The following is a 24494-nucleotide window of genomic DNA, read 5'->3' as shown; positions in this document are numbered from 1 at the left end:
CCGCGACTATCAAACCCAACAGCTCTGGCTCCTTAGTCAACTATATGAGGCTTTTTATTCTGAAATTAGCTGCGAAATGTCGGATACAACAATCACTTTTAACAAAAAACCCGCTTTCGCGGGCTTTCAGGACAAACCATTTGACTTAATGGAGCCAATAAGCGGCCTTGTTGGTCGATATTAGCATTTCAAGCGCCCCTTGCGAATATCTCAAATTAATACCTCGATGCTGAGGCTCCCCCACAATATACGGACTAGACCAAATAGCCAGTCCTTTAGCGCTCATCTTTTGAATATAATATTTTTCTTCAATATCATATTGATAGTTCTCAGGTACTTTTATTGCTGCAAACACATTTTGTTGCGAGCGAGAAGAAGGATCTATCGCAATATCTAACACGTTATCTAACAGCCTAACACGAGATACTTCAGTCAAGGTTTCATTGTTTATCTCATACACGATAAAAGTCGACGTTTGGTCATAAAACGTACCTTCATCAAAACACATCAGCTCCAGAGCATCATCATTATCATAATTAAACATTTCTACACGACGACAAGCCTGCTGTTGGCTACTTAAAAGCGTAATTACACCATTTTGTACTTTTAATAGCGATACATTCTCAGATAACCCCACAATCACATAGTTACCGTCATTTGAGCTATAACTAGTAATATCCTTGACGTATTGATCGAAACGATACGAACCCAGTATGGTTTGATTATCAATATCGATGACACGAATTGCAGAACCTTCGTCATAAATCAAATCATCTTTACCATCGCCATTAAGATCGCTGGCCTCAATAACTCCTATATCAGTGTCATAATCTCCAGCTAACTGCCAATGCACACTATTATCAAATAGCTGCAGCGCAGCAACACCTCCATAATAGGTTTCCGTAATTGGCACAAACATATCACCAAAGCCATCATGGTTAAAGTCGCTGGTAATGGCGTATTTACTCTTGTCCCAATTGGAAGATAGCTCGTCACTCACGGTTGTGTGACCTTGCTTATCCAGAGTAAATATTCGCCCTCCACCATAACCACTCTCAGAAGAAGGAACAAAGAAGACCGCCTTTTCGATATTATCAGTAATGGTTGACCACCCTGCAGTACTGTAGTTATCAAGCTGAACACGAGTACGGGGTTTAATAGTTGCAGCACCTTCAGTGAGGTCGGCGATTATAAAGAGGTCTTCTCCAGAGCTCCCTATATTTGCGGACCAGTGCATCTCTAACAGGCCATCGTTGTCAGAATCTCCCACGGCAAGAGACGCAATGCCATACCCTTGGCTTGACACCTGTGATAGAGCTAACAAACTAGCACCATCCCATTGAAGAACCTCTATATTTCCCCATTGGCATCCACCTAATATCACTTCATCAACACCATCTTTTGATACGTCAGCAGTGATTAAATCACAATAGCCATTACCCGAGTATTGATAGCGTTGTGATTTATCAATCGCAGAATAAATAGATAGATGATTGACCGTATCCCCGATAATTTCGGCGATTCCATCGCCATCAATATCACCAGCAGCAACCAAAGACCGGCCAAATCCATCACTATAAAACCATTGGTTTTCCCAGGTTTCGGTGTCATACACAAAACCGTTATTGGTGACTATTTCAAGCTGAGCATCACCATCAACATTGGCAAAAACAAACTGTTTTGCGCTTAACAAATCACGACTAAATAAAAGCGTATTAGGCTGTTCAATATTCACTACTTTAAGCACAACATGATCATAAGAATACTCGCTATTCGCTTCTAAATAGCCCAGTAACCAACCACTCTCTGTCTCAACAATACGGGCATGTTGCAAGTATTTATCACTATACAATAATAATGTTGCCATACTCGTTAAATCACTAATAAGGCTAATGCCATGGTCTGATACAACGATAATTTCTTGTTGGCCATCATTATCAATATCAGCAGATATCGCTTGTTTTATCTTGCCCGCTGCTGGCTGCTCAAAGGGATAAACCCACTTTTGCTGATAGCCCTCGTTAACGTATTCCATTAAATATACCGTTGAATTATGGCCAACGGTGAGAATTTCGTTACCTTCAAACTGATCAAAGTTCCCGATCCAAGTCGAATGGTCATGGTAAGGTACTTCTGTGCCAGTGCGTACAATGGGGAAATTATCGTTACTGTGCGCTTCTATAGTCACCAGCTCAACCTCATCAGAACCGGGCAAAGAGAAACTGAAAGTGTAATGTTGAACCGGAAAGAGTAGATTATCAGGAACTTGCCAATTTACTTCTCCTTGCTCATCCATTGTGGCCCCAGATGGGCCTGAAGCCATTACGACTGGGGCTTGCACTCCTTGCAAGTCAGGGTCAACCATATTTACAGAAAAACTAACCAACTCACCGCGAACAACGTTTTCTGGTAGATTAGAAATAGCCACCTGTACGGGAGAGTCGCTTAATTCAATGGTCAAGCGCGGCCCTTCAACACTATTGACGCCATCAAACACCACCATACTCACTTCCAACAGATCGCCATATATCGCTTGATAAGGAGCCAAAGTACTGCTGGTTTCAGCTAAACGTGTACCATTCACATACCAGTGATAGCTTATATTGAGCAGTTCATCGGAAGTATCGGGGTCTTCATAGTAGCCCTGCTCAACCGTAATTGGCGTTGTGGTGTAAATTTCATCTCCACCATACATATTCCAATAAGGTTCAGACACCAAAGGCGGAAGAGAAAGCTCAGAGAGGGCAACTAATTGCTTAGCACTCACATCACCAACGAGTAGCTCTTGCACGTTGCTAAAATAGGTACCCACGTCATAGAGCTTATCGCTGTTTATATCTTCAACGTAACGAATGTACTTATTATCAAACTGTAGTGCCGTGGCTTTGTCACCCACTAACAACAAGCTCCCCTCACCGAAATCAGATATGCTTCCAGAAAGCTCATCAGAGGAAAAGGCTACTTTTCCTTTGTCGGCGATAAACAGATCACCGCTGACCGACCAACTACCGCCACTGTCTTCGTTGTATGCAGAATGAAGCAATACTGGTGCATGGTCATTTGAGGAAAACAATAACCGTTGGCTTTGAGTTAATGAATCAGAATTCTCGACTTGTCGCGAGTAACCTGTTATCACGGTAAACAGTTCTGAACGCTGCCAGTTAAGGTTATCGTAATAAAGCACATAGTCGACTATATTTTCATTTAGCTGAACCATTCTAAAGGCTGCTTGCCCGTCTAACTGAGCCCCGGCGTCATCTATACAGGCATCGTAGTCAAGAGATATCGTGCCTTGGTAGTTCGAGTCCATATAACCTTTATAAGTTAGCGTTCCACCATTAGTACACTGCGCGATGGAATTAACCTCGCCTTTAGCTTCCACCACCTGCTCTATAAGCCGATAACTGAGTAAGCTGGGCAAGCTGGGCAAAGCATTTACCGAGTCTCCAAATAGGTTTGTGAACAGCTGTTGTGCGAGCGAAACATCCATTGGCGCATTAACCTGCGCCCCGGTATAACGCAAATCCACCAAGCTTTCTGCTGCTTGATTTAACTGCTTAACAGAGTAGGCCAATGGATTCTTAATCATATCGCTTGATGAAGTGTTAGCCGGTGGGGTGGTAGATTCCGAACCGCCCCCTCCACAGGCAACTATGTATACAGCGCTGCAGCTAAGCAGCAAAATTCGGCCAATGTGTTTCATAGTTCATCCGTGAATAAATAATAAAAAGATAGTAACAAAATACTAATGCTATTCCAGTGATCAATAACAAAATACAACGTAATGGCGACGCAGAAGTAAGAGTAAGAAAGGCTTAGACTAGTTAGTTTTATATGAGAGGGAGCCTAATTATCTTATTTTTTATTCAAAAATGGCTCGGCAGCTATTTGTAATAACCCAAAGAATTAAAAATACCGAGCCCTAATATTTTTTTAAGGTGGCACTAATCGCTACCAAACAAATCGCGGGTATAGACTTTATCGGCTACGTCTTTAATTTCATCCACCATCCGGTTGGCGATAATCACGTCGCAGCTTTGTTTAAACTGGTTTAGGTCACGTATAACCTTAGAGCGATAAAACTCATCTTGCGCCATTACTGGTTCATAAATCACCACTTCAATACCCTTCGCTTTAATTCGTTTCATAATGCCTTGAATACTCGAGGCCCGGAAATTATCAGAGCCCGACTTCATAATAAGGCGATACACCCCGACTCGTTGCGGATTACGCTTCACAATCGACTCAGCGATAAAATCTTTACGGGTAGTATTGGCATCCACGATTGCGCCAATAATATTATTAGGTACATTTTTATAGTTGGCCAATAGCTGTTTGGTATCTTTAGGCAAACAATAGCCCCCATAACCAAAAGAAGGATTGTTATAATGACTGCCAATACGTGGGTCTAGACCGACACCTTGTATAATATGACGACTACTCAGACCATGTGTTTCAGCATAGGTGTCTAACTCGTTAAAATAAGCCACGCGCAGTGCCAAATAAGTATTGGCAAATAGTTTAATCGCTTCTGCCTCAGTTGAGTCGGTCAATAATACGTCGATGTTTTCTTTTATTGCTCCTTCGACCAACAAGTTGGCAAAAGTTTCCGCGCGCTCCGAGACCTCGCCCACCACAATCCGAGAAGGATGCAAGTTGTCGTAAAGAGCCCGCCCTTCTCGTAAAAACTCAGGTGAGAAAATAATATTATCTACAGCAAATTTTTTGCGAACGGACTTGGTGTAACCAACTGGTACCGTTGATTTAATCACCATCACCGCTGAAGGGTTAATCTCAAGTACATCTTTAATCACCGCTTCAACCGACTGGGTATTAAAGTAATTAGTCTCGGGATCATAATCAGTCGGTGTAGAAATAATGACATAATCAGCGTCTTTATAGGCCTGTTGCTTATCTAACGAGGCGGTAAAATCCAACACTTTGTTAGCTAAAAAATCTTCAATTTCTGAATCAGCAATCGGTGATTGTCGACGATTAAGCATCTCAATTTTATCAGGAACAATATCAATCGCGACAACTTCGTTATATTGTGCCAATAACATTGAATTGGACAAACCCACATAACCAGTGCCTACTACTGCTATTTTCATGACAGAGCTTAATCCTATCGACAATGACAATAATTAATAAAATTTAACGTGACTCATATAGCTTGCAAGCCTAAACACCGTTGTTTAGAGCAATTAGCGTTCGTAATGAAGGATACTACTTTTTAAGGACACCTATCACTTCATTGTTTTCTGTCACCAATAGAGAAGTAATATTTCTTTTGGTCATAAACTCATATGCGTTTTGAATACTTGTATCTGGAGAGATACTCGCTGGATGTGTAGTTGCAATATCTTTAGCAATAAGATCAAAGACATCTTTCCCCTTAGCTTCCATTGCACGCCTTACGTCACCATCTGTCACAATAGCCCAATGATTATCAATTTTAGTTAACACTAATCCTAATTGGCCTTTTGAAATACCGTGAATAATTGTTTTAAAATCAGCACTAGCATCTACCCAAGGTAGACTATCAATCATCTCATCTTGTACTTTGGAGAGTAATCGTCGACCTAAACTACCCCCTGGGTGAAAACGTGCAAAATTCTCCGGCAAAAACTCCCTTTGCTCCATAAGAGCAACAGTGAGAGCATCTCCCATAACCAATGCTGCAGTGGTTGAACTTGTAGGAGCCAACTGATGAGGACACGCTTCTTTTGGTACAGCAACATCGAGGTGACAATGACAATTTTTAGCTAAAGTTGATGACTGCTTTCCCGTTATAGCAATAAGGTAATTCCCATTGTCACGTAAGAAGGGTAATAGCTTTAATACTTCATCTGTTTCGCCAGAGTTAGAAATTGCAATAAACACATCTTCTGGCTTTACCATCCCTAAATCACCGTGAAAGGCTTCCCCTGGATGCATAAAAAAACTTGGTGTTCCAGTGCTAGCGAAGGAAGCCGCTATTTTTTTCCCTATAATACCTGACTTCCCCATACCACAAATGATCGTGCGACCACTCGTTGTTAATATAGCATCAACAGCTTTATTGAATTCGTCTCCAAGGTTTGCAGCCATAAACTTTAAACCTTGAATTTCAACATCGATTACATTTTTCGCTGTAGAGATTACACTCATGTCTTAGATTCCATAATTTCTTTAATTAATTCATAGTCTTCGGGAGTGTCTACACCATGAGGTAACTCACCCAAGTAATGGCAAACGCCTATACTCATCCCATGAGACAACGCACGAAGTTGCTCCAACTTTTCATAGACTTCTAATGGAGCTTCTTTATATGAGCAAAATTTCTTAAGTGCGCTGACTGTATAGCCATAGATCCCAATATGTCGATAAGCCAATTCTAAACAAGTAATGTTATCTCGACTTAATGGAGCTGCAGCTCGTGTGAAGTAGAGCGCCTGATTCTGTTCACCTACAATAGCCTTTACAACATTTGAGTTATGAAAGCTATCTAGAGAATGTAAATGAGTAACCGCCGTGAACATAGAGAAACATGGGCGTTCTAAAGCAAACTTAACTAAATCTTTAATTAGTTTAACAGGTATTAAGGGTTCATCACCTTGAACATTAATGACCAAATCATCCGAATGCCACCTCTTAAGTGAAGCAACCTCGTTAATTCTATCGGTTCCACTTTCATGAGCACTTGATGTCATAACTACGGACAAATTCAACTCTTCGGCTTTTGCAAAAATACGAGAATCGTCAGTCGCAAGTACTACATCTTCTCGGGAGAATCCTGCCTCAATACACCTTTGATAAACATGCCATAATATGGGCTTACCATTAATTTCTAACAAAGGCTTTCCAGGTAACCTCGAAGAATTAAATCTAGCAGGTATCACGACTTTAACTAAGGTCATTGCTCAACACCTTTCAAAAAATCACGCTTAATGTTAATCAACAATGGTTGATATGCCTCTTTTAGTGACAACTCAAACTTGTTTACGACTAATAAATCCGCAAATTCACGCACCATTCCTTCCCCACCGTTAATGGGGATTACCCAATCAGCTTCATCTAAGGCTAATCGATGCGCGTCTTTTGGCGCCACGGATAAGCCAACATGCTCAAATACAGGTACATCCAGAATATCATCACCACAAAAAGCAATTTCATGAAGGCCTATGTGAAATTTTTCACATAGGGAAGCAAGCTGAGGAAGTTTATTTTTACAACCCGTAATAATCACATCGAAACCTAGTTGTTCACACCTTTTAGTTAATGCAGGACTAGCTTTTCCGGAAATAACACCTGTATAAAAACCGTGGCTTCGAAGAAATTCAACAGCTAAACCATCTTTTACATTAAATGACTTTACTATTTCCCCTTCACCAGTCATATATATAGTGCCATTGGTCATAACCCCATCCACATCAAATAAAACTAATTTGATATTTTTTGCTAATTGTAAGTTCATATTAGGAAAACTTTAATTCTATGTGAGGTCGGCGATTTACTACTTCATCAATTTCCAAAAGAGTCTCTAATAATTCTTCCATATGCTTTAACGGAAGCATATTGGGACCGTCACATAATGCATTATCCGGATCAGGGTGAGTCTCCATAAACAAACCATCAATACCTACAGCCACTGCCGCACGTGCGATAGCGGGCACATGATACCGATTACCACCGGTAGAACCATTTAAAGTACCAGGCATCTGTACACTATGAGTGGCATCCATGACGACCTTACATCCTGTTTCTTTCATAATAGTTAACCCAGGCATATAATTCACCAGTTGGCCAAACCCAAAACTAGTACCGCGGTCACAAAGCCAAATCTCCTCATTACCGACAGCGCGACACTTCTCAACTACAGGAGCCATATCAGCAGGATGCATCCACTGCCCTTTTTTTATATTTACAGGTTTCCCCATAGATGCGACACGTTGGATAAAACCAGTTTGCCGTGACAAAAAAGCCGGCGTTTGAAGTACATCGACCACTGCCGCAACCTCATCTAATGGCGTATCCTCATGAACATCAGTTAACACCTTTACACCTAACTGTTCTTTCGCCTTTTGCAGGATTTTTAAACCACCTTCAATACCTGGACCAGTAAAAGCATTAATTGATGAGCGATTAGCTTTAATAAAAGAAGATTTAGCTATATATTCTATACCTAGTTTTGTTGTTATCTCGTTTAGTTGAGCAAAGGTATCAATAACTAAACTTTCAGATTCGATCACACACGGACCCGCAATTATAAACATACATCTCCAAAATAAATTCAAGACAAATAAATACTCATCACATCCAAATTTCTTTTCTTATTTGAAAAGTTTTGCAACACATTATTTCTAGCATTATTAGAGAAACGCTTTAACTCATTTCTATCTAAATACAAACGCTTCATTGCTTCAAAAAGAATATCGTCATTGTTTGTTTCGAATAAAAGGCCATTAAAACCATCAGTGACTAAATCTCTATTTCCCGCAATATCAGAAACAACAGTAGGTAATCCGCAAGATTGAGCCTCTAGTATAGCCAACGGCATACCTTCCCACAAAGAAGGAAGAACAAATAGATCGTAACTATTCAGAAGGTTAAATACATCATCTTTCCATCCAACTATTTTAACATTTCTCGAGAGATTGTTATTTTCGATAAAAGAAAGCATTTCATGCCTAAGATCTCCATCTCCAACAAAGTCCAAAGTAATAGAACTATCGATTTCAACAACCTTCTTAAAAGCGCGCAACAAGCACATTGGGTTTTTTTGTTTCCATAGCCGACCAACCATAACAATACGGAATTCATTACTGGTTTTATCAGCTGGGGAGAATAAATCAACATCAACACCATTTGGAACTACTTTAACAGCTTTATTGTTATATCCCAATTTGTAAATCGCAATTTCTCGATCCGCATTATTTAAAACAATTAACTGATCTGTAAAAAATTTCGCTAACCATTCCATTATAAAAAAACATAATTTAGCAGAAAAGCTATTCGCTGCTGGAAATGAAAAACCATGAACTGTATGAATTATTTTCTTAGAGCCAGCCAATTTAGATGCAATGCGTCCGACGAAACCGGTCTTAGATGAATGAGTATGAACCACATCATATTTTTCACGTCGAACCAACTTATAAATATGATAGATGGAAACAATATCATTATAAGGCGATATCTCTCTTTTTAATGTTGGGATAACATGAGTAACAACGCCAATTTCATCGAGTTTCTTAGTCAAAGGGCCAAAAGAGCTACAAGCCATCTGATATTCAATATCATGAGAAAATTCTTGGAGAATCTCTTGAATTTCGTTCAAACTAACTCTTTGAACCCCACTCAATAGAGGAAGCAACTGTAAATGCAATATTTTCTTCATATAAATTCCATACGTATTTATCGAATCGACAATTTAAACTTTTTTATCCACTTTGAATGTCTAAATTTCAAGTAAATTCTTCTAATAAACCATTCGACATTTAGATTGAATTTTGAGTCCAACATATTTGCTAGACTAACGTTAATATGTTTAGTCAGCAATTCTTCATGTCTAGAAACGAAACTATTATTTTCAACAATATTAATGATATTTTCTGATATATTATGATCAGACAAATAGCCTTTTAAAAAATTTGATTGAATCAACATTCTTGTTTCATCAAATGATAAAAAACCAGATAACGAATCTTTAATTACATCTTTTGAAGAGAATAACCAACCTGTTTGAAAGAGCATTGGAGTATCTCTATAAACTAACAATGCGACAGACCTTTGTTGAAACATAGCTGTAATTGCAACACTACTTGGAGTAGTAATCACAGAAGAGTAATAACAAACTGTATTCTCAAATGACTTACTTATATCATTATGTAAAATAACATCAAATTTATCGCTAATCGCACGATACAAAGCAGTATCAAAAATACGTAATGAAAATTTTATTTCCTCACAAATCAATACATCAATCGCGTCAATAAGCAAATTTTTTAGCCTAATAAACTCGGAATTATTAAAGTAGGCAGTATTAGCTGTGGTGATCAACACCCGAGGTTCAGTGGGAATATTCATAATTTCTTTACTTGATAAAACTCTTCTAGGTAAATAATAACAAACCTTTGCCCGCCCATTCGAACTATTAAAATAATCTTTTTCACGACTTCCTATACATAGAAAAAAATCTTGAATGATAGGGTGGTACATCACACAATCGTACTTTTTTACCATTACATTTTCAATTGCATTCGCAAAATCAAACAAACCATCAGAACATAATATAGTTTTCTTCCCTAAGCGATTAAACTTCAGAGTTATAACTACATTATGTGGTAATGTATAAAAAGCGCAAACAAACGCCTCATATCGATTAAAAGAGACGAAGTCATTCTTATATAATCTAGCTCCATCAAATACAAAATCATAGTCAGCTACATTTTCAAGACCTAACTCACGATAATAAGACTCGTGCTCAGAAAACAAAATATATTTAGTCATCTATTTTAACAATTTCATCCAAAACCATTTTAATTTCATTTAAAAAATCTTTAACAGTCCGACTTGTCGACGCTTTCAAATCATTAGACTGATTAACGAAATTTAAAATTTCGTATCCATTTGAATCGACATTTTTATAATCTTTAAGCAACAACCCATTTTGAATATAACGGAAAACTTCTGTAACACCACATCTATCATAACCGATTGGTTTAACGCCAAAACTAGCAGCTTCCAAATAACTCAAACCATAAGACTCGTGGAGTTCTGACAACAAAATGTAAAAATCACAACCAGCAAAATAATATCCTAGCTTATGTCTTTCAATACGACCTAGTATTCTAATTTTGTCTCTGATGTTACTACCATGCACCAATCGAAATAACTCTTCGGCATAAGGACCATCTCCTATTATATCCCATTGAAAACTAAAACCTTGAGAATATAGGGAATTAAACACACTCAACATATGTGAGAACCCTTTGTCCTTATGAATTCTAGAGACGGTTACAAATTTAATGACATTATTTCTATCTGATTTACTACCGTCGAAAGACACATCTAAGACACCTGGATTTATAACCCTAGAACGTTCCATATTCACCGTGATTGCGTAATTTTTTGAATACATATTTCTTATATAACTTGATACCCAAATAACCTTAGCACAACCATTCAATGCTCTTCTGAAGAATTTACCAAATGTAATTATTGATGCGAAAGTATTCTTTTCATCTAGATACTTTTCTTCCCCATGAACCAGACAAATGACTTTTTGGAGCTGTTTATTATCTAAATATCGACCAGCATTATAAATAGATGCAGGATCGTTACATATAATAACATCTGCCATAGTTACGGATTTTTTAAACAAGCGAAAATAAGAAATAGGCCAAAAAACTGAAGGTAATTTAGTGCATTTAAGCTGACTGCTTTTATATATTTTAGAGCGAGGAGAAGTTAAGACTTCAACGTCCCAACTACTATCTAATTGAAAAAATCTATTTACTTCAAACGCTATAGTTCCAACACCACCTAAACAAGGTGGATACTCATGTGAAAAAATTAATAACCTGCGTCCCGAATCAATCATCTAATACCTAACATGAAATCAAATAAAATAAGTGAAATAATCAATAATTGGTGACATTAATATATTCCGTTCAGCCAATAACAGCCAGGGAACTGCAAAATCATTAATGTACACTCTATACAAGGATATTATTAATACAAACACACACGGAGTAAAAACATACAACCACTTTTTTATAGCCATATAGTTAAAACTAAATGGGATAACAATAAAAATGATAGGCAAACAATAATACAACGGAAAACCCAACCTAGTAGGAAGTATGGGTATATTAATAGTGGATAGAGTTAATAATGCGCTTGTAAAATAAATCGAAGCAACATTCTTTGCTACATAATCTAGCTTATTGCCCAAATAAAAATACAACAATAAAAATATCCAGATAACAAAGAGAAGAGCTAACTTATCGAACCCAGAATCCTCAAATATTCTCAAATAAAAAGTAATTTTTGGTTCTAAAAACGACGGAACTAAACTTCTATCAACCAAAAAATGGAAGAAGTCAACACTCAAAGTAAAGGATAATATTATGGAAATTAAAATCGGAAGAACAAAAAAAACATTCTGTTTAAATAGTCGATTGGCGCATAACAAGCCTAATATTGGAATTAACGCTGAAAAATGAGTAAAGAATGCCAATGTCCATATAAGATATCTATATCGAAGAAAAGAAATAGATAGTAAAATTAGGCTAAACGAAAGTAACTGTCTGGTCAAAAAAGGGGTTATCATTAGCAAATAATAAATTTGTGCCGTGATAAATACAAATAAGGCATTTTTAGGATTAACCCTAAATAGAGCAGTGAAAAGAATAAAGTTAGTCAAAACCAACACGAAATAATGTACAACTCTCTCATCACTCCCAATTATTTTGGTCAACAAATAAACTAACAAGTGAAATCCGAACTCCCCTCCTCTTACATCGAAATCAATGCCATTAGCAATTATATTCTGAATGATTAATCTATAATTATGAAAATCGCTAACATCTTGTATGCTATAAGAAATCAAAGAAAACAAAAGGCATAATAACAGACCAATAATGAAGGGAATAAAATAGCTTTTCATATCTGATGTCAACGCTATCACTAATCCGCCAAACCAACAGAATAAAATAAATAAAGATGGCATTGAAAATAAAAGCCAAAACATAACAGTAAGAATAGCAGCACCTATTCCATACGTAGGAGTAATAGTCAACAATATAAAAGCCTAAATATAATAATGAATCATTTGATAATGTTATTAAATCGTAAGAAGTCTATTATCATTTTTCTCTTACTCATATATAAGTATAGGTACTTACTTATAAAACCATACTTAAGTTTTATATTGAGAGTTTCGAAGTATCCTAAGCTTGTACCAGACACTCCTCCTCTTAAAAAATTAGCAATAACTCTATTTATAGATTTTGTTGAAATGCCTTTACTAATAGCTCTAATGAAAAAATCGTAATCGGATGCACTATTATACTTCAAACTATACCCACCAAGAGACTCATAAACAGTCTTCTTTATAAAAACTGACGGATGAGCTAAAGACTCTTTACTAATGTTTTCCGGATGATTGATATAAGTTTTAACTTCAACGTTATTTTGCCAAACACGCAACATTCCATAATATAAATCTTTATCTAAATAAAATTCATTATTTACTAACTCTAGGGCATTTAGCTCATACCAATCATCGCTATTTATAAAACCGACATAATGACCCTTCGCCAAATTTACACCTTTATTAAAAGCATCATAAATGCCATTATCTGATTCGGATACCCATTTTAATCTTCCACCAAATGCCCCTTCGTAGGACTTAATAATATCAATAGTTGAATCTGTTGAACCACCATCTATAATCAAGTACTCAAAATCAGTAAACGTCTGACTGAGAACTGATTGAATAGTTTTCTCTATTGTCTTTTCGCTATTGTAAGAGACAGTAACAACCGAAATCCTAGGGTTCATTTTATCCCCCCAAACATCTTATCAAATATCTTTTCAATGAGTAAATATTCAAACCCTCTAGTTTTTCGTAAGTATTTAAGTAACCAATTATTATTATTTGGAAGGTCAATATACTTAAAATACTCCTTGCCATATGCTTTCACCATTTCATCAACTAGCGGGTCCCAATAATAGCTTTGATTAATTACTGTTGACTTTAAATTAATTGCCAATTTTGAATAAGTAATGAACCAACTATCAGGAATGATATTTTTTTCAGAATCCCTTACTCGGTACATATGATTATATCGTCTAAAAATTGCAATGACCGATTTTTTAGGGTATTCACATCGCTCATAACACTGATACCAACGATGCTTACTCTGCATTCTTTTCCAGTCAGTATACATAAAATGCATCACAACAAAATCATGAATTTGTTGTTCTTTTGCATGTTTTGGAAAAGGAATGCGGATACTATGAATTTTACTACCAACATGTTCAGCACCATCATCCATATAAGCGAACGGCATCTTTGCTGTTTCGCCAGCCCAATACTTATCAAACGTATTAGTAATAAAGGGCCACTTAAATTTAAATACGGTGCCAGGCTCTGCATTAATCATTTCTTTCCAGTCAGCGCTTTCAAAAGCGTCTCCAGAAATAAATTCATCCGCATCTAATGCTACAAGTAATTTTTTACCCGGTATTTTTCTAGCTTCGGTAATCAATAACTTTTGACGTTCAGGTTCATTAAATTCTTTACTATTATTTTCAATATAAATAACTTTCTTATATTTTAATGCGATCTCTTTTGAACCATCGTCTGAATGCTGATCTGCAATTATGATATGATCAGCCCAAACACTAGCTGCAGCCAAGAATTTATCTAAGATCCATGCTTCATTTTTTATGGGCGTCATACATATAAGTTTAGCTTTGCTCATGTTCCCTAAATATCCTTCACTTTTATACATGGATTGCCAGCATATACACTATTTGGAACCAAAGTTTGACCCGCAGCAACACTACCAGCACCAACAACAACATTATTTGAAATAACGGTCCCTTTTAAAATAATTGAGTTAGCACCAATCAATACGTCATCACCAATCAACACTTTTTTCGATTTTGCGTCTTGAATTGATTTTTGCCTCCTCCTTGCGTTACCACAAATTGGGTGAAAGTCGGTATCATAAACGACTGAATTAACTCCCAACCCACTATGTTTACCTAATTCAATCGAGATAGCAGAAACCATTTTCGCTCCAGAAATACCTGAACCATTTTTCAATGTTATCGTTGCTCCATGAGCAATTGTTGCAATAATTGAGCGATTATTTACACCAGCGATATTCCCTTTTGTTTTGGATACCACCGTAACGTTATCTTCAATGATAATTGCCGAACCTTTTACCCTTGAAATAACCGGAAATCCGACCAAGCGACAATAACCATAGCTTGTTTCAACGCCATGACACCTCAAATAAAGATAATCAATAATTCGATGTCTTTCTCTATTGAGACAAAGTATCCACTGCTTCAAATATGATATCATGTCTTCTCCTGTTGGTTCCTGCTAAACAGAAAGTTATTCCTTTCACTGCGAATATATTGTAGAAGAACTAATAAAGTTAGCCCCCACACACACCCTCTGAATAAATAGCTATCTTTTATAAAAAAGAATAACATTGAAAAAGTGGACACGTAAGCAATGGAAAATATATAACACTTCATTTTCACAAGAGGGTATTTTAAAATAGAATTGTTAACATAATACATGCAAAAAAACATGGCGACATAAGTGACTAACGTGGTGATGGCGGCCCCCATTGAGCCATATCGAGGTATAAATATAAAATTCAAAACTATATTAAATATGGCACCAATAACTATTATGAACGAGTTTACAGCTGTCTTCTTTAAGAACATTTGCGTTTCTTGCTCATTTAGAATAAGCAACTGAAAATATGCAGCCACAACTATCCACGGTAAGATATTTGCGCTATTCCAAAAATCTTTAGCAGATAACAGCTGAACCAACTCTGGAGATATATATAGCATTAAAATAGTAACTAAACTAAATACACAAATAAACTGTTGATAAAGTTTAACAACAGGCTTTTTATCTTTAGCATCTAATTTTTCATAGACCCACGGATTAATAGCTTGCTTAACAGAAACGCCTAAAAGTAATAATAACATGCCGAGAGAATACGCAAAACTATACAAGCCAGTTTCTGAACTACCCATATATTCGTTAATCAGTATCCGGTCGAACTGACTATTTAAAATAAAGCTCAAACTCCCAAAAATAAACGGGATGGAATAAACTAGACCAAACTTCCAATAACTATAGTTAAAGAAAACCCGACCTTTGAAAATAAAGTAAGTAGTCAGCCCCACCCCTAAAATTAACTCAACAATAAACCCTCCTAAAATCCTCCCGTTTACTTTATTATCAGAAAAAACATATATAATTAACACTATTGAGAAAAGAACTGATAGCAATGCTCTCAAAAAATTAAGAATAGAAACCACTCGATAACGATACTGAAACTGGAATGCCCCTAAACCTATACTGATTAAAATAGACATCAACACTTGAACTACAAGCAAAAAAAACAATTCATCGGGAATTTTAGTGGCTATTAATATTTCCACTCTAAAAAAATAAAAAATTAATAGAGATAACAAAAAAAGTCCAAAAACCAACGAAACGATGCTAGATACATACTTCTCATAATTATCTTGATATTCAATTTTCGCACGAAATACACTTAGGTGTAATCCTAAGCCAATAAATGGTGTTAAAATGCCTATCCAAACCGTATATAATGAAACGACGCCGTAATCACCCGTTGTTAAAAGGTGGGTAAATATTGGAATGGACACAAAATTAAGGCTCAAGACCAATAACTTTGAAATTGTATACCACGATGTGGAACTTATTAGACTATAATTTTTCAAAATTGATCATCATAAATTAGCATAGTATTTCAGCCAGGAGTTTAATCTCTTTTTCAATATCATTCTGGTGGTTACCCACAAACAAGCCGTGGCCATCGAGATATTCCGCAGCGTCTAGACTACCAAAAACTTCATAGTTAAAATGTTTGAGAGCTTCTGTATTTTTCAAGAAGTTTCCTGTCACAATAGGTCGGCATTCAATACCATTTTCCATCAATAATTTAACAAGCTCAGCTCGATTGTATGGAGCATCTTGTTTGATAATCAATGAAAAGCCAAACCAGCTACTATGACCAGTCTCTCGTTGGATCCTCAGATGAGGGTGATTAATAAATAGCTTTTGGAACAATGTTGCATTTTTACGGCGAGTTTCAATAAAGCCAGGCAACTTTTTAAGTTGCTCAATACCTAACGCACCACTCATCTCTAAAGGGCGAGCATTATAACCGGGTAATATAAACTTAAATGACTCTTCAAACGCATCATCACTTTTTTTACCACTCACTTTATTGAATTTAGGTAAATTACGCGTCCAACCATGAGCCCTTATGCAAAGTAAAATATGATATAATTCTTCATCATTAGTAACAACACATCCACCTTCCATAGTTGCAATATGATGTGAAAAAAATGAGCTATATGTCCCCATTACGCCAAAAGTACCAGCTTGCTTACCATTAAGCGTTGCACCCATCGATTCGCAGTTATCTTCCAAGATAAAAATATTTCGTCCTGCGATAATTTTATTCATACGAACATAATCGTTAGGGTTACCTAGCAAGTTAACAGACAAAATAGCCCGAGTATCTTCTGTTATTGCGAGTTCTAACTTATCCAAATCTATATTCAATGTATCAAGGTCAACATCAACAAACTTAACTTTTAATCCATATTGTTGAAGTGGGAAATAAGTTGTAGACCATGAAACAGCCGGTACAATAATTTCGTCGCCACGTTTTAATTTTAATGATTTATTTTTGGTAAAAAATAGAGCTGCTATCATCAGTAAATTTGCAGTTGAACCAGAGCTAACCATTAACGCATATTTTGAACCAAAAAATTCAGCAAAATCTTGTTCATACTGAGCAACTTCTTTACCCATTGTAAACATATCAGAGTTAATAACTCGTTGAATAGCTGAATACTCATTTTCATCCCAGGTGCTACTTGCTAAAGCGTAATTAATCATTACAATACTCACTTAAATAAAATTCATAGGTTTTTTTGATGCCGATATCTAAGGTAGTTTTATAGCTCCAGCCAAACTCTTTGAGTTTCGAATTATCAATTAGTTTTTGGGTCATACCAACAGGCTTACTTAGGTCATGCGTAAACGTCCCCTTATAACCAACCACATCAGCTACAGCTTGGTAGTATTCATTGATAGTATAATCTTCACCCAAGCCTACATTCAAATTTTGTGGCATTGCGGAAAAGTTATCTAGAGCATAAAAAATAAAATCCGCTAAATCCGCTGCATACATAAATTCTCGTCGAGCCTCACCATCGCCCCATATATCAACCTGTGATAGTTGATTCTTTTTCGCTTCATCCAATTTACGAATAACAGCGGGAATCATATGTGAATGATTAGGTGAGAATTTATCAAACCGTCCATATAAGTTACACGGGATAATCGTTTTATATAAACGCTCAGGGTCCTCGTGAGAGATATATTCACAAAGGCGTGTACTTGTCACTTTAGCTAGAGCATAACCCTCGTTAGTAGGTTCAAGCTCTCCCTTAAGAATTAAATCTTCTGCCAGAGGGTTAATAGCATCTCTAGGGTACATACACGAACTTCCAAGATTTAAGAATTTTTTAATACCCGCATCTTTTACAGCAGTAAGAATATTAAGCCCCATTTGCATATTATCTACTAAATACTTAACAGGTTCAGCCATATTTGCTTGTATACCACCTACAACACCAGCTGCATGAATTACCATTTCGGGTTGATTTATCGCTATATACCGACGTACAGATGAAGCGTCTAACAAATTTAGTTCAACGCTCTTTGGTGCTAAAAACTCATGTGCATGGCCAGCGGCAACAGCAAGAATATTCTTGCCAACCATACCATTCGCTCCTGTTAACAAAATTTTCATTACTATTTACTCGACTGCAACTGATTTGTTATAACCATGAATTTTTAAAATTGCATGTTGCTTAGCTTTGCCTAAGTCGTGTTGAACCATTTCTGCACACATTTGTTCTACGGTAATTTGTGGGACCCACCCTAACTTGTCTTTAGCTTTGGAGGGATCGCCTAATAACGTTTCGACTTCTGCTGGTCGGAAGTAACGTGGATCAACGCGTACTATAACATCACCGACTTTTAACGCTGGGGCGTTATCACCGGTAATTAATTTAACCCTAGCGATTTCTTCTATACCCTCACCTGAGAATTCAAGTTCAATGCCAGCTTCTTTGGCCGCTAAGGAAACAAACTCACGTACACTAATTTGTTTACCTGTAGCGATAACAAAATCATCTGCGTTATCTTGTTGCAACATCATCCATTGCATACGCACATAGTCTTTTGCATGACCCCAGTCACGTAGCGCATCCATATTACCTAGGTACAAACATTTTTCTAAACCCTGAGCAATATTCGAGATGGCACGAGTAATCTTACGGGTCACAAATGTTTCACCACGGCGAGGCGATTCATGATTAAACAAAATGCCGTTACAGGCATACATACCGTAAGACTCGCGGTAGTTCACCACGATCCAGTAAGCATACATTTTGGCTACCGCATACGGTGAACGAGGATGAAAAGGCGTGGTTTCTTTTTGTGGGATTTCTTGAACTTCACCGTAAAGTTCTGAAGTCGAGGCTTGGTAAAATTTAGTTTTCTTTTCCAAGCCTAAAAAACGTATTGCTTCTAATAAACGCAATGTTCCCATGGCATCAACATCTGCAGTGTACTCTGGGCACTCAAACGAAACAGCAACATGTGACTGAGCACCTAAGTTATAGACTTCATCAGGCTGCACATCCTTGATAATACGCGTAAGGTTTGACGAATCAGTTAAATCACCATAATGCAAAAAGAACTTTTGATTCTGTTCATGATTATCTTGATAAATATGGTCAACACGCTCGGTATTCAGTGAGGATGCACGTCGCTTAATACCATGAACTTCATAGCCTTTTTCTAACAACAGCTCTGCTAAGTAAGAACCATCTTGACCGGTCACACCCGTAATTAAGGCAACTTTATTTTTAGACATTACTTAATTCCAACTCGACATTTTTAATCAATTAAACGTTAATAGTAGGTTTATAGAGACCTAATATTAGTTAAACTTCTTTGTACACACTCAATAGCTTGCTCAGCAGTAGCAGCCTCAGCATAACAGCGTAATTCTGGGGCATTGCCTGACGGGCGTAAATGCATAATAAGCTGATTGGTAAGCTCAATTCTCAAGCCGTCAGTAGTATCTACAGATACTACATCTAAGCCGACAAACCCCAACTGTTGTATTAATAACTGCGGATCTTTTACGCCATCTGCGACGATTTGTTGGCTTTTTGCTGTCGCAAAATTTTGGATCCGGTCACTATCGGTAAACCGCTGGGGTAATTCATCAACTAACACGCTGATATTGGTGTTCTGTGCTGCCACTAACAACATAATTGCCGGTAATACCGCGTCTCTTGTAGGTAAGGCTTTTAACATTCGTCCATTAACCTTGACATCACTACCTAACAAAAAACCACCGTTGGCTTCAAAGCCAGCGACGGATGTGTACAACTGACTCAATGGCTCGAATTCTGCGATAACATAGGGTGAACCAATTTTAGTCCGTTTCACACATTCGAATTTTTGACTCAACTCAATAGCAGTATTACAACTTACAGGGACAGCCAAAGCACTAACATTAAGCCCGTCCGCACAGAGTAAGCCCAAAATATCGCCGCGTAACCAATCACCATTCTCATCTGACACTAACGGTCTATCACCATCACCATCCGTAGAGAACACTAGATCAAGATTATACTGTTGCGCCCAGCCCTTTGCTTTACGCTTATCCTCTTGTGATACTGCCTCAGTATCAATAGGTACAAAACTGTCGCTACGTTCGATAGCCACCACCTCTGCACCTAAGGCTTCAAAAATTCGATAATATAAGTCTCTACCCGCACTCGAATGTTCGTAAACACCAATTCGCTTACCAGTTAGAAACGGTTCATGAAACAGCGAAGTATAACGTGTGATATATTCATCTGCAGCGCGGCTATTAACCTCCAGTTCTGGTAGGCACTCAAGCGGAGCAAAGGGTACAGCAGTGGCAATAATGGCCTGTTCGTCCGCTTTTGAGATCTCACCATCTGGGCGATAAAACTTAAGGCCATTTCTATCAAAAGGAATATGACTTCCTGTGACCATAATAGCTGGCATATTGTCTTCTTGCGCCACATACGCAAGCGCAGGTGTTGGCACCACCCCATAATAGACAAACTGGATACCTTGCTGCTTAAGGGCTACAACACAAGCCTGTGCCATGGCATAGCTGCTAGGGCGATTATCTATCGCTATGGCGACCATATCAAAGCTAAAATTAGCACGCATACTCTCGATAAACGCATGTGTAAATGCAGCACATACATTCGCTGTCAACTGCGTCACTAAGCCCCTTGCACCGCTAGTACCAAAGGCAACACCACTATCTTCAATTATTTTACTGCTGGTTAAATTGCTTACCGTTGACATGCTCGCTCCTTATACTCGGCCATACTTATCTTCGAAGCGAACAATGTCATCTTCTCCAAGATAACTACCAGTTTGCACTTCAATCATTTCTAAGGGGATCTTTCCTGGGTTTTCTAAGGCATGAACGGTACCCAAGGGAATATAAATAGATTGGTTTTCAGTCACCAATTGCGTTTCTTCGCCTCGCAGTACACTCGCAGTCCCCGATACCACAATCCAATGCTCTGCACGGTGATAGTGTTTTTGAATCGACAACTTGCCACCAGGCTTTACCGTAATACGTTTAACTTGATCGCGAGCACCAATACCAATAGAGTCATATTTTCCCCAAGGTCGGTAAACTTCACGATGGTTTTCAAATTCACTGCGTTTATCCAACTTTAGTCGTTCAACGATCGTTTTAACTTCTTGTACTCGGGATTTATCGGCTACTAGTAATGCGTCTTTAGTATCTATAACTACCATATCGTTTAGCCCAACGGTAGCTATAAGACGGTCACCGCCATGCACTAAGCAGTTGCTTGTATCATGAGTTATGATATCGCCAATGCAAACATTGCCATTGTCATCTTTTGCGTTCACTTCCCACAACGAAGACCACGACCCTATATCATTCCAACCTGCATCTAAAGGCATCACGACTGCATCTTTAGTCTGCTCCATCACCGCGTAATCAATAGATTCATCGGGGCACAAGGCAAATGCTTCGCTATCTAGGCGGGTAAAATCTTGGTCTTGCGAGGTATTATTCATAGCTTGAGTACAAGCTTGGGCAATATCGGGCCTAAACGCTGTAAGCACCTCCAAATAGCGACTAGCTTTAAATAAAAACATGCCACTGTTCCAATAGAACTCCCCACTACTCACATAATGAGTAGCCGTGTCTAAATCAGGTTTTTCAACGAATTTTTCGACCAAATATCCATTGCTATCCGCGATAGACTCCCCACGTTGAATGTAGCCATAACCCGTGTGCGCTTTATCGGCTACAATGCCAAAAGTGACCAACTTACCAGCTTCGGCTAAGGGAATAGCATTATTGATAGCCTCACGAAAAGCAACAGGGTCTTGAATAACGTGATCCGCGGCCAGTACCAATAGCAAGGGGTCATTATCACCTTCCACAGCCTTGGCAGCAATTGCAACTGCTGGCGCAGTATTTCGACCAACCGGTTCAAGAATTATTGATGCTGGCTGCTCCATCGCTCTTAATTGTTCTGCCACAATAAAGCGATGTTCTTCATTACAAATTATCAACGGCTTATTGGTCTCGACACCCGCCAGACGCACCAGCGTTTCTTGGAGCATCGAATGTTCACTGGTTAAGGTCAAAAACTGCTTTGGATATAGCGCACGACTTAATGGCCACAAGCGCGAACCAGTGCCGCCAGCCATAATCACTGGAGTAATCATAGAATAAACCTTATTCACTAAATTAATTCGTTTAAGTTCAACACAAACAACCGTGTCTACGCTAAATTCGTTACATAAAAAATTGATCGGCGCGTTTATCCGCTTGAAAATACCACTGGGTATGACGATGTACCAACTCATTGCTTAATAAGTCAGCTTCATCGAACCAATGATATTCGCAGTGCTGTTCGTCAGGTAAACCGGATAACGAGCCATGCACCACTATTTCGTAGGCGAGCACCACATAGTGAGTAGTAAAATCATCTGATGAAAAGTTATCATCATAAAAATGCTGGTAAACACCTTTAAAGCTTGAAGTCGCATTATCTAAGCCAAGCTCTTGCCTCATCAAGCGTGGGAATGCTGTATCCAAGGGCTCGTCTTTCAATACGCGACCGCCTGGCACAAACCAATAACCTTTGGCTGGGCGATTGTTGCGTTTACCTAATAGTATTTGACCGCTCGCATTACGCACAATAAGATCAATCGACACCAACGGTGTCGATTGAATAACGGTTTTAAATGTTTCTACTTCAAGCATTGCTGTACTATCTTATTAATCATATTTGATAAAGCAGACATAGCCTGCTTGCTTGCCACGGCACACTTTATTCGTTTTAAGGCAGGCTGTTTATTACCAGCCTTAGTAATGTTCTGATTTCTTCGAATTTAGGATTTTCGCCAGCAACAGCTGACCACCATATGCACTGTCTTTTTCTAAACGCTTTTGTGCTTATAACTTCTTGATAACTTGATTTGATTCACACGTCGCATTCGCCGAAATGCTTCTATTTTTCGAAATGCTTTTAGCAAACGCCAAATATAACGTAAAGCCGTCAAGTATCCCGCAAAAACCGCGAGAAACAACCCAAAAGAAAACCAGTCAGGTACGTTAAGATGATTGAGTAGCACGCCAAACATAGAAATAGTAAAACTTAAACTAGTAATACAAATAAGTGTTTGTTTGGAGTTAAAGCCTGCACGCATGAAAATGTGGTGAAGATGATCTCGGTCAGGCTTAAAAGGAGAGCAGCCTTTACGTTTACGACGGATCATCACTCCGGCCATATCCATCAGAGGAATCGCAATAACCCATAGTGAAGTCACTGGATTAAATGCCGCTGATTCACCTTGAGAGCCAATGGCAAGTAACCAAACCACACTCAGGCCTACAAACATTGAACCCGCGTCCCCCATGAAAATCTTTGTACGGTTGGGGTTATCGGCACGTGTGAGGTTAAAAATAAGATAAGGGATCAGCGATACCACCAAACACATTGCTATCCATGATTCAATCAAATAACCTTCTAATATAAACAGCAAAGACAACGACAACATACTGCTAAAAGTTACGCCCCCCACAAGACCATCGATACCATCCACCATGTTATAGGCATTAATCGCGCCCATAACCGCTAACAAAGTAAAGGGGATAGAAATCCATCCTAAATGAATATCACCAAAAGCAAGTAAGTTACCTAAATTTTCAATTCTATCTCCACTGGCAAACATCATGACACTAGCAGCCACGGCTTGACAAAACATCCGGAGGCGTACACTTAAATCGTATTTATCATCCAGCATTCCGACTAACAAGATCCCACCAGAAGCCAGTAAAAAATACTTGAAAGAAACATCATAGCCGTGAGCAATCACCATCAGTGACAATACAAAACCCACATATACCGCAATCCCACCAATCAGCGGAATGGCGCCTACGTGCAATTTTCGCTCATTTGGTTTATCCACGAGCTGGTGTTTCACCGCAATCGGTTTTAACAATTTAATCGCACTAAAAGTACCACCAAATGCTACAAATAAAGACAAAACGAAGATGCTCATCCCTGCCAACCTATGAAATTTA

21 protein-coding genes are annotated in these 24494 nt (G+C 38.0%); all 21 read right to left on the bottom strand.

Annotated features, from left to right (window positions below; translation table 11 throughout):
• Window positions 1-145 precede the first annotated feature (145 nt).
• Window positions 146-3703 (bottom strand): hypothetical protein, encoded by a 3558-nt coding sequence (locus ACRRSW_RS08935; protein ID WP_432459157.1) that lies wholly within the window; start codon window positions 3701-3703, stop codon window positions 146-148.
• 241 nt (window positions 3704-3944) lie between these two features.
• Window positions 3945-5111: a nucleotide sugar dehydrogenase gene (locus ACRRSW_RS08930; RefSeq protein ID WP_432459156.1), complete on the bottom strand. Its 1167-nt coding sequence runs from the start codon at window positions 5109-5111 to the stop codon at window positions 3945-3947.
• Window positions 5112-5226: 115 nt separating this feature from the next.
• Window positions 5227-6150, bottom strand: a complete 924-nt coding sequence (locus tag ACRRSW_RS08925; protein WP_432459155.1) for a KpsF/GutQ family sugar-phosphate isomerase — start codon at window positions 6148-6150, stop codon at window positions 5227-5229.
• The gene (kdsB, locus tag ACRRSW_RS08920; protein WP_432459154.1) at window positions 6147-6899 is read right to left on the bottom strand and encodes a 3-deoxy-manno-octulosonate cytidylyltransferase; all 753 of its coding nucleotides are present in this window, start codon (window positions 6897-6899) and stop codon (window positions 6147-6149) included. The genes ACRRSW_RS08925 and kdsB overlap by 4 nt, the downstream gene beginning before the upstream one ends.
• Window positions 6896-7456 (bottom strand): KdsC family phosphatase, encoded by a 561-nt coding sequence (locus tag ACRRSW_RS08915; protein WP_432459153.1) that lies wholly within the window; start codon window positions 7454-7456, stop codon window positions 6896-6898. Before ACRRSW_RS08915 ends, kdsB begins: the two co-directional genes overlap by 4 nt.
• 1 nt (window position 7457) lies before the next feature.
• Complete coding sequence (kdsA, locus tag ACRRSW_RS08910; protein WP_432459152.1) at window positions 7458-8255, bottom strand: 3-deoxy-8-phosphooctulonate synthase; 798 nt, start codon at window positions 8253-8255, stop codon at window positions 7458-7460.
• A gap of 17 nt (window positions 8256-8272) precedes the next feature.
• Window positions 8273-9376 carry a glycosyltransferase family 4 protein gene (locus tag ACRRSW_RS08905; RefSeq protein WP_432459151.1) on the bottom strand — a complete coding sequence of 368 codons (1104 nt, stop codon included), beginning with the start codon at window positions 9374-9376 and terminating at the stop codon, window positions 8273-8275.
• Window positions 9377-9393: 17 nt separating this feature from the next.
• Complete coding sequence (locus ACRRSW_RS08900; RefSeq protein ID WP_432459150.1) at window positions 9394-10488, bottom strand: hypothetical protein; 1095 nt, start codon at window positions 10486-10488, stop codon at window positions 9394-9396.
• Window positions 10481-11581 carry a glycosyltransferase family 4 protein gene (locus tag ACRRSW_RS08895; RefSeq protein WP_432459149.1) on the bottom strand — a complete coding sequence of 367 codons (1101 nt, stop codon included), beginning with the start codon at window positions 11579-11581 and terminating at the stop codon, window positions 10481-10483. Before ACRRSW_RS08895 ends, ACRRSW_RS08900 begins: the two co-directional genes overlap by 8 nt.
• An 18-nt stretch (window positions 11582-11599) precedes the next feature.
• Entirely contained in the window at window positions 11600-12649 is a 1050-nt protein-coding gene (locus tag ACRRSW_RS08890) for an EpsG family protein (protein WP_432461107.1), read from the bottom strand.
• A 161-nt stretch (window positions 12650-12810) separates the two neighbouring features.
• Complete coding sequence (locus ACRRSW_RS08885) at window positions 12811-13545, bottom strand: glycosyltransferase family 2 protein (protein ID WP_432459148.1); 735 nt, start codon at window positions 13543-13545, stop codon at window positions 12811-12813.
• Window positions 13542-14471 (bottom strand): glycosyltransferase family 2 protein, encoded by a 930-nt coding sequence (locus ACRRSW_RS08880; RefSeq protein ID WP_432459147.1) that lies wholly within the window; start codon window positions 14469-14471, stop codon window positions 13542-13544. Before ACRRSW_RS08880 ends, ACRRSW_RS08885 begins: the two co-directional genes overlap by 4 nt.
• A gap of 5 nt (window positions 14472-14476) precedes the next feature.
• Window positions 14477-15082 carry an acyltransferase gene (locus tag ACRRSW_RS08875; protein ID WP_432459146.1) on the bottom strand — a complete coding sequence of 202 codons (606 nt, stop codon included), beginning with the start codon at window positions 15080-15082 and terminating at the stop codon, window positions 14477-14479.
• Window positions 15079-16434: an oligosaccharide flippase family protein gene (locus ACRRSW_RS08870; RefSeq protein ID WP_439037771.1), complete on the bottom strand. Its 1356-nt coding sequence runs from the start codon at window positions 16432-16434 to the stop codon at window positions 15079-15081. The genes ACRRSW_RS08875 and ACRRSW_RS08870 overlap by 4 nt, the downstream gene beginning before the upstream one ends.
• Before the next feature lie 76 nt (window positions 16435-16510).
• The gene (locus ACRRSW_RS08865) at window positions 16511-17683 is read right to left on the bottom strand and encodes a DegT/DnrJ/EryC1/StrS family aminotransferase (protein WP_432459143.1); all 1173 of its coding nucleotides are present in this window, start codon (window positions 17681-17683) and stop codon (window positions 16511-16513) included.
• Entirely contained in the window at window positions 17676-18602 is a 927-nt protein-coding gene (locus ACRRSW_RS08860; RefSeq protein ID WP_432459142.1) for a GDP-L-fucose synthase family protein, read from the bottom strand. Before ACRRSW_RS08860 ends, ACRRSW_RS08865 begins: the two co-directional genes overlap by 8 nt.
• Window positions 18603-18608: 6 nt before the next feature.
• A complete protein-coding gene (gene gmd / locus ACRRSW_RS08855; RefSeq protein ID WP_432459141.1) occupies window positions 18609-19733 on the bottom strand; it encodes a GDP-mannose 4,6-dehydratase in 1125 nt (374 codons plus the stop codon).
• Window positions 19734-19783: 50 nt separating this feature from the next.
• The gene (locus ACRRSW_RS08850; RefSeq protein WP_432459140.1) at window positions 19784-21217 is read right to left on the bottom strand and encodes a phosphomannomutase; all 1434 of its coding nucleotides are present in this window, start codon (window positions 21215-21217) and stop codon (window positions 19784-19786) included.
• A 9-nt stretch (window positions 21218-21226) separates the two neighbouring features.
• Window positions 21227-22630: a mannose-1-phosphate guanylyltransferase/mannose-6-phosphate isomerase gene (locus ACRRSW_RS08845; RefSeq protein WP_432459139.1), complete on the bottom strand. Its 1404-nt coding sequence runs from the start codon at window positions 22628-22630 to the stop codon at window positions 21227-21229.
• 70 nt (window positions 22631-22700) lie between these two features.
• Window positions 22701-23171 carry a GDP-mannose mannosyl hydrolase gene (locus ACRRSW_RS08840; RefSeq protein WP_432459138.1) on the bottom strand — a complete coding sequence of 157 codons (471 nt, stop codon included), beginning with the start codon at window positions 23169-23171 and terminating at the stop codon, window positions 22701-22703.
• Window positions 23172-23347: 176 nt separating this feature from the next.
• Window positions 23348-24472 carry a UDP-N-acetylglucosamine--undecaprenyl-phosphate N-acetylglucosaminephosphotransferase gene (gene wecA, locus ACRRSW_RS08835; protein WP_432459137.1) on the bottom strand — a complete coding sequence of 375 codons (1125 nt, stop codon included), beginning with the start codon at window positions 24470-24472 and terminating at the stop codon, window positions 23348-23350.
• Between the last annotated feature and the right edge of the window lie 22 nt (window positions 24473-24494).

This window comes from Agarivorans sp. QJM3NY_25, from assembly GCF_050870875.2.
GTDB lineage: Bacteria > Pseudomonadota > Gammaproteobacteria > Enterobacterales > Celerinatantimonadaceae > Agarivorans.
The sequence above is the reverse complement of the archived record's forward strand: the minus strand, read 5'-3'. Positions and strand labels throughout refer to the sequence as shown.

Excerpts from the sequence above, each read along its gene's own strand:
- ACRRSW_RS08935 (WP_432459157.1), bottom strand. The coding sequence starts at position 3,703 with ATGAAACACATTGGCCGAATTTTGCTGCTTAGCTGCAGCGCTGTATAC.
- ACRRSW_RS08930 (WP_432459156.1), bottom strand. The coding sequence starts at position 5,111 with ATGAAAATAGCAGTAGTAGGCACTGGTTATGTGGGTTTGTCCAATTCA.
- ACRRSW_RS08925 (WP_432459155.1), bottom strand. The coding sequence starts at position 6,150 with ATGAGTGTAATCTCTACAGCGAAAAATGTAATCGATGTTGAAATTCAA.
- kdsB (WP_432459154.1), bottom strand. The coding sequence starts at position 6,899 with ATGACCTTAGTTAAAGTCGTGATACCTGCTAGATTTAATTCTTCGAGG.
- ACRRSW_RS08915 (WP_432459153.1), bottom strand. The coding sequence starts at position 7,456 with ATGAACTTACAATTAGCAAAAAATATCAAATTAGTTTTATTTGATGTG.
- kdsA (WP_432459152.1), bottom strand. The coding sequence starts at position 8,255 with ATGTTTATAATTGCGGGTCCGTGTGTGATCGAATCTGAAAGTTTAGTT.
- ACRRSW_RS08905 (WP_432459151.1), bottom strand. The coding sequence starts at position 9,376 with ATGAAGAAAATATTGCATTTACAGTTGCTTCCTCTATTGAGTGGGGTT.
- ACRRSW_RS08900 (WP_432459150.1), bottom strand. The coding sequence starts at position 10,488 with ATGACTAAATATATTTTGTTTTCTGAGCACGAGTCTTATTATCGTGAG.
- ACRRSW_RS08895 (WP_432459149.1), bottom strand. The coding sequence starts at position 11,581 with ATGATTGATTCGGGACGCAGGTTATTAATTTTTTCACATGAGTATCCA.
- ACRRSW_RS08890 (WP_432461107.1), bottom strand. The coding sequence starts at position 12,649 with ATGAAAAGCTATTTTATTCCCTTCATTATTGGTCTGTTATTATGCCTT.
- ACRRSW_RS08885 (WP_432459148.1), bottom strand. The coding sequence starts at position 13,545 with ATGAACCCTAGGATTTCGGTTGTTACTGTCTCTTACAATAGCGAAAAG.
- ACRRSW_RS08880 (WP_432459147.1), bottom strand. The coding sequence starts at position 14,471 with ATGAGCAAAGCTAAACTTATATGTATGACGCCCATAAAAAATGAAGCA.
- ACRRSW_RS08875 (WP_432459146.1), bottom strand. The coding sequence starts at position 15,082 with ATGATATCATATTTGAAGCAGTGGATACTTTGTCTCAATAGAGAAAGA.
- ACRRSW_RS08865 (WP_432459143.1), bottom strand. The coding sequence starts at position 17,683 with ATGATTAATTACGCTTTAGCAAGTAGCACCTGGGATGAAAATGAGTAT.
- ACRRSW_RS08860 (WP_432459142.1), bottom strand. The coding sequence starts at position 18,602 with ATGAAAATTTTGTTAACAGGAGCGAATGGTATGGTTGGCAAGAATATT.
- gmd (WP_432459141.1), bottom strand. The coding sequence starts at position 19,733 with ATGTCTAAAAATAAAGTTGCCTTAATTACGGGTGTGACCGGTCAAGAT.
- ACRRSW_RS08850 (WP_432459140.1), bottom strand. The coding sequence starts at position 21,217 with ATGTCAACGGTAAGCAATTTAACCAGCAGTAAAATAATTGAAGATAGT.
- ACRRSW_RS08845 (WP_432459139.1), bottom strand. The coding sequence starts at position 22,630 with ATGATTACTCCAGTGATTATGGCTGGCGGCACTGGTTCGCGCTTGTGG.
- ACRRSW_RS08840 (WP_432459138.1), bottom strand. The coding sequence starts at position 23,171 with ATGCTTGAAGTAGAAACATTTAAAACCGTTATTCAATCGACACCGTTG.
- wecA (WP_432459137.1), bottom strand. The coding sequence starts at position 24,472 with ATGAGCATCTTCGTTTTGTCTTTATTTGTAGCATTTGGTGGTACTTTT.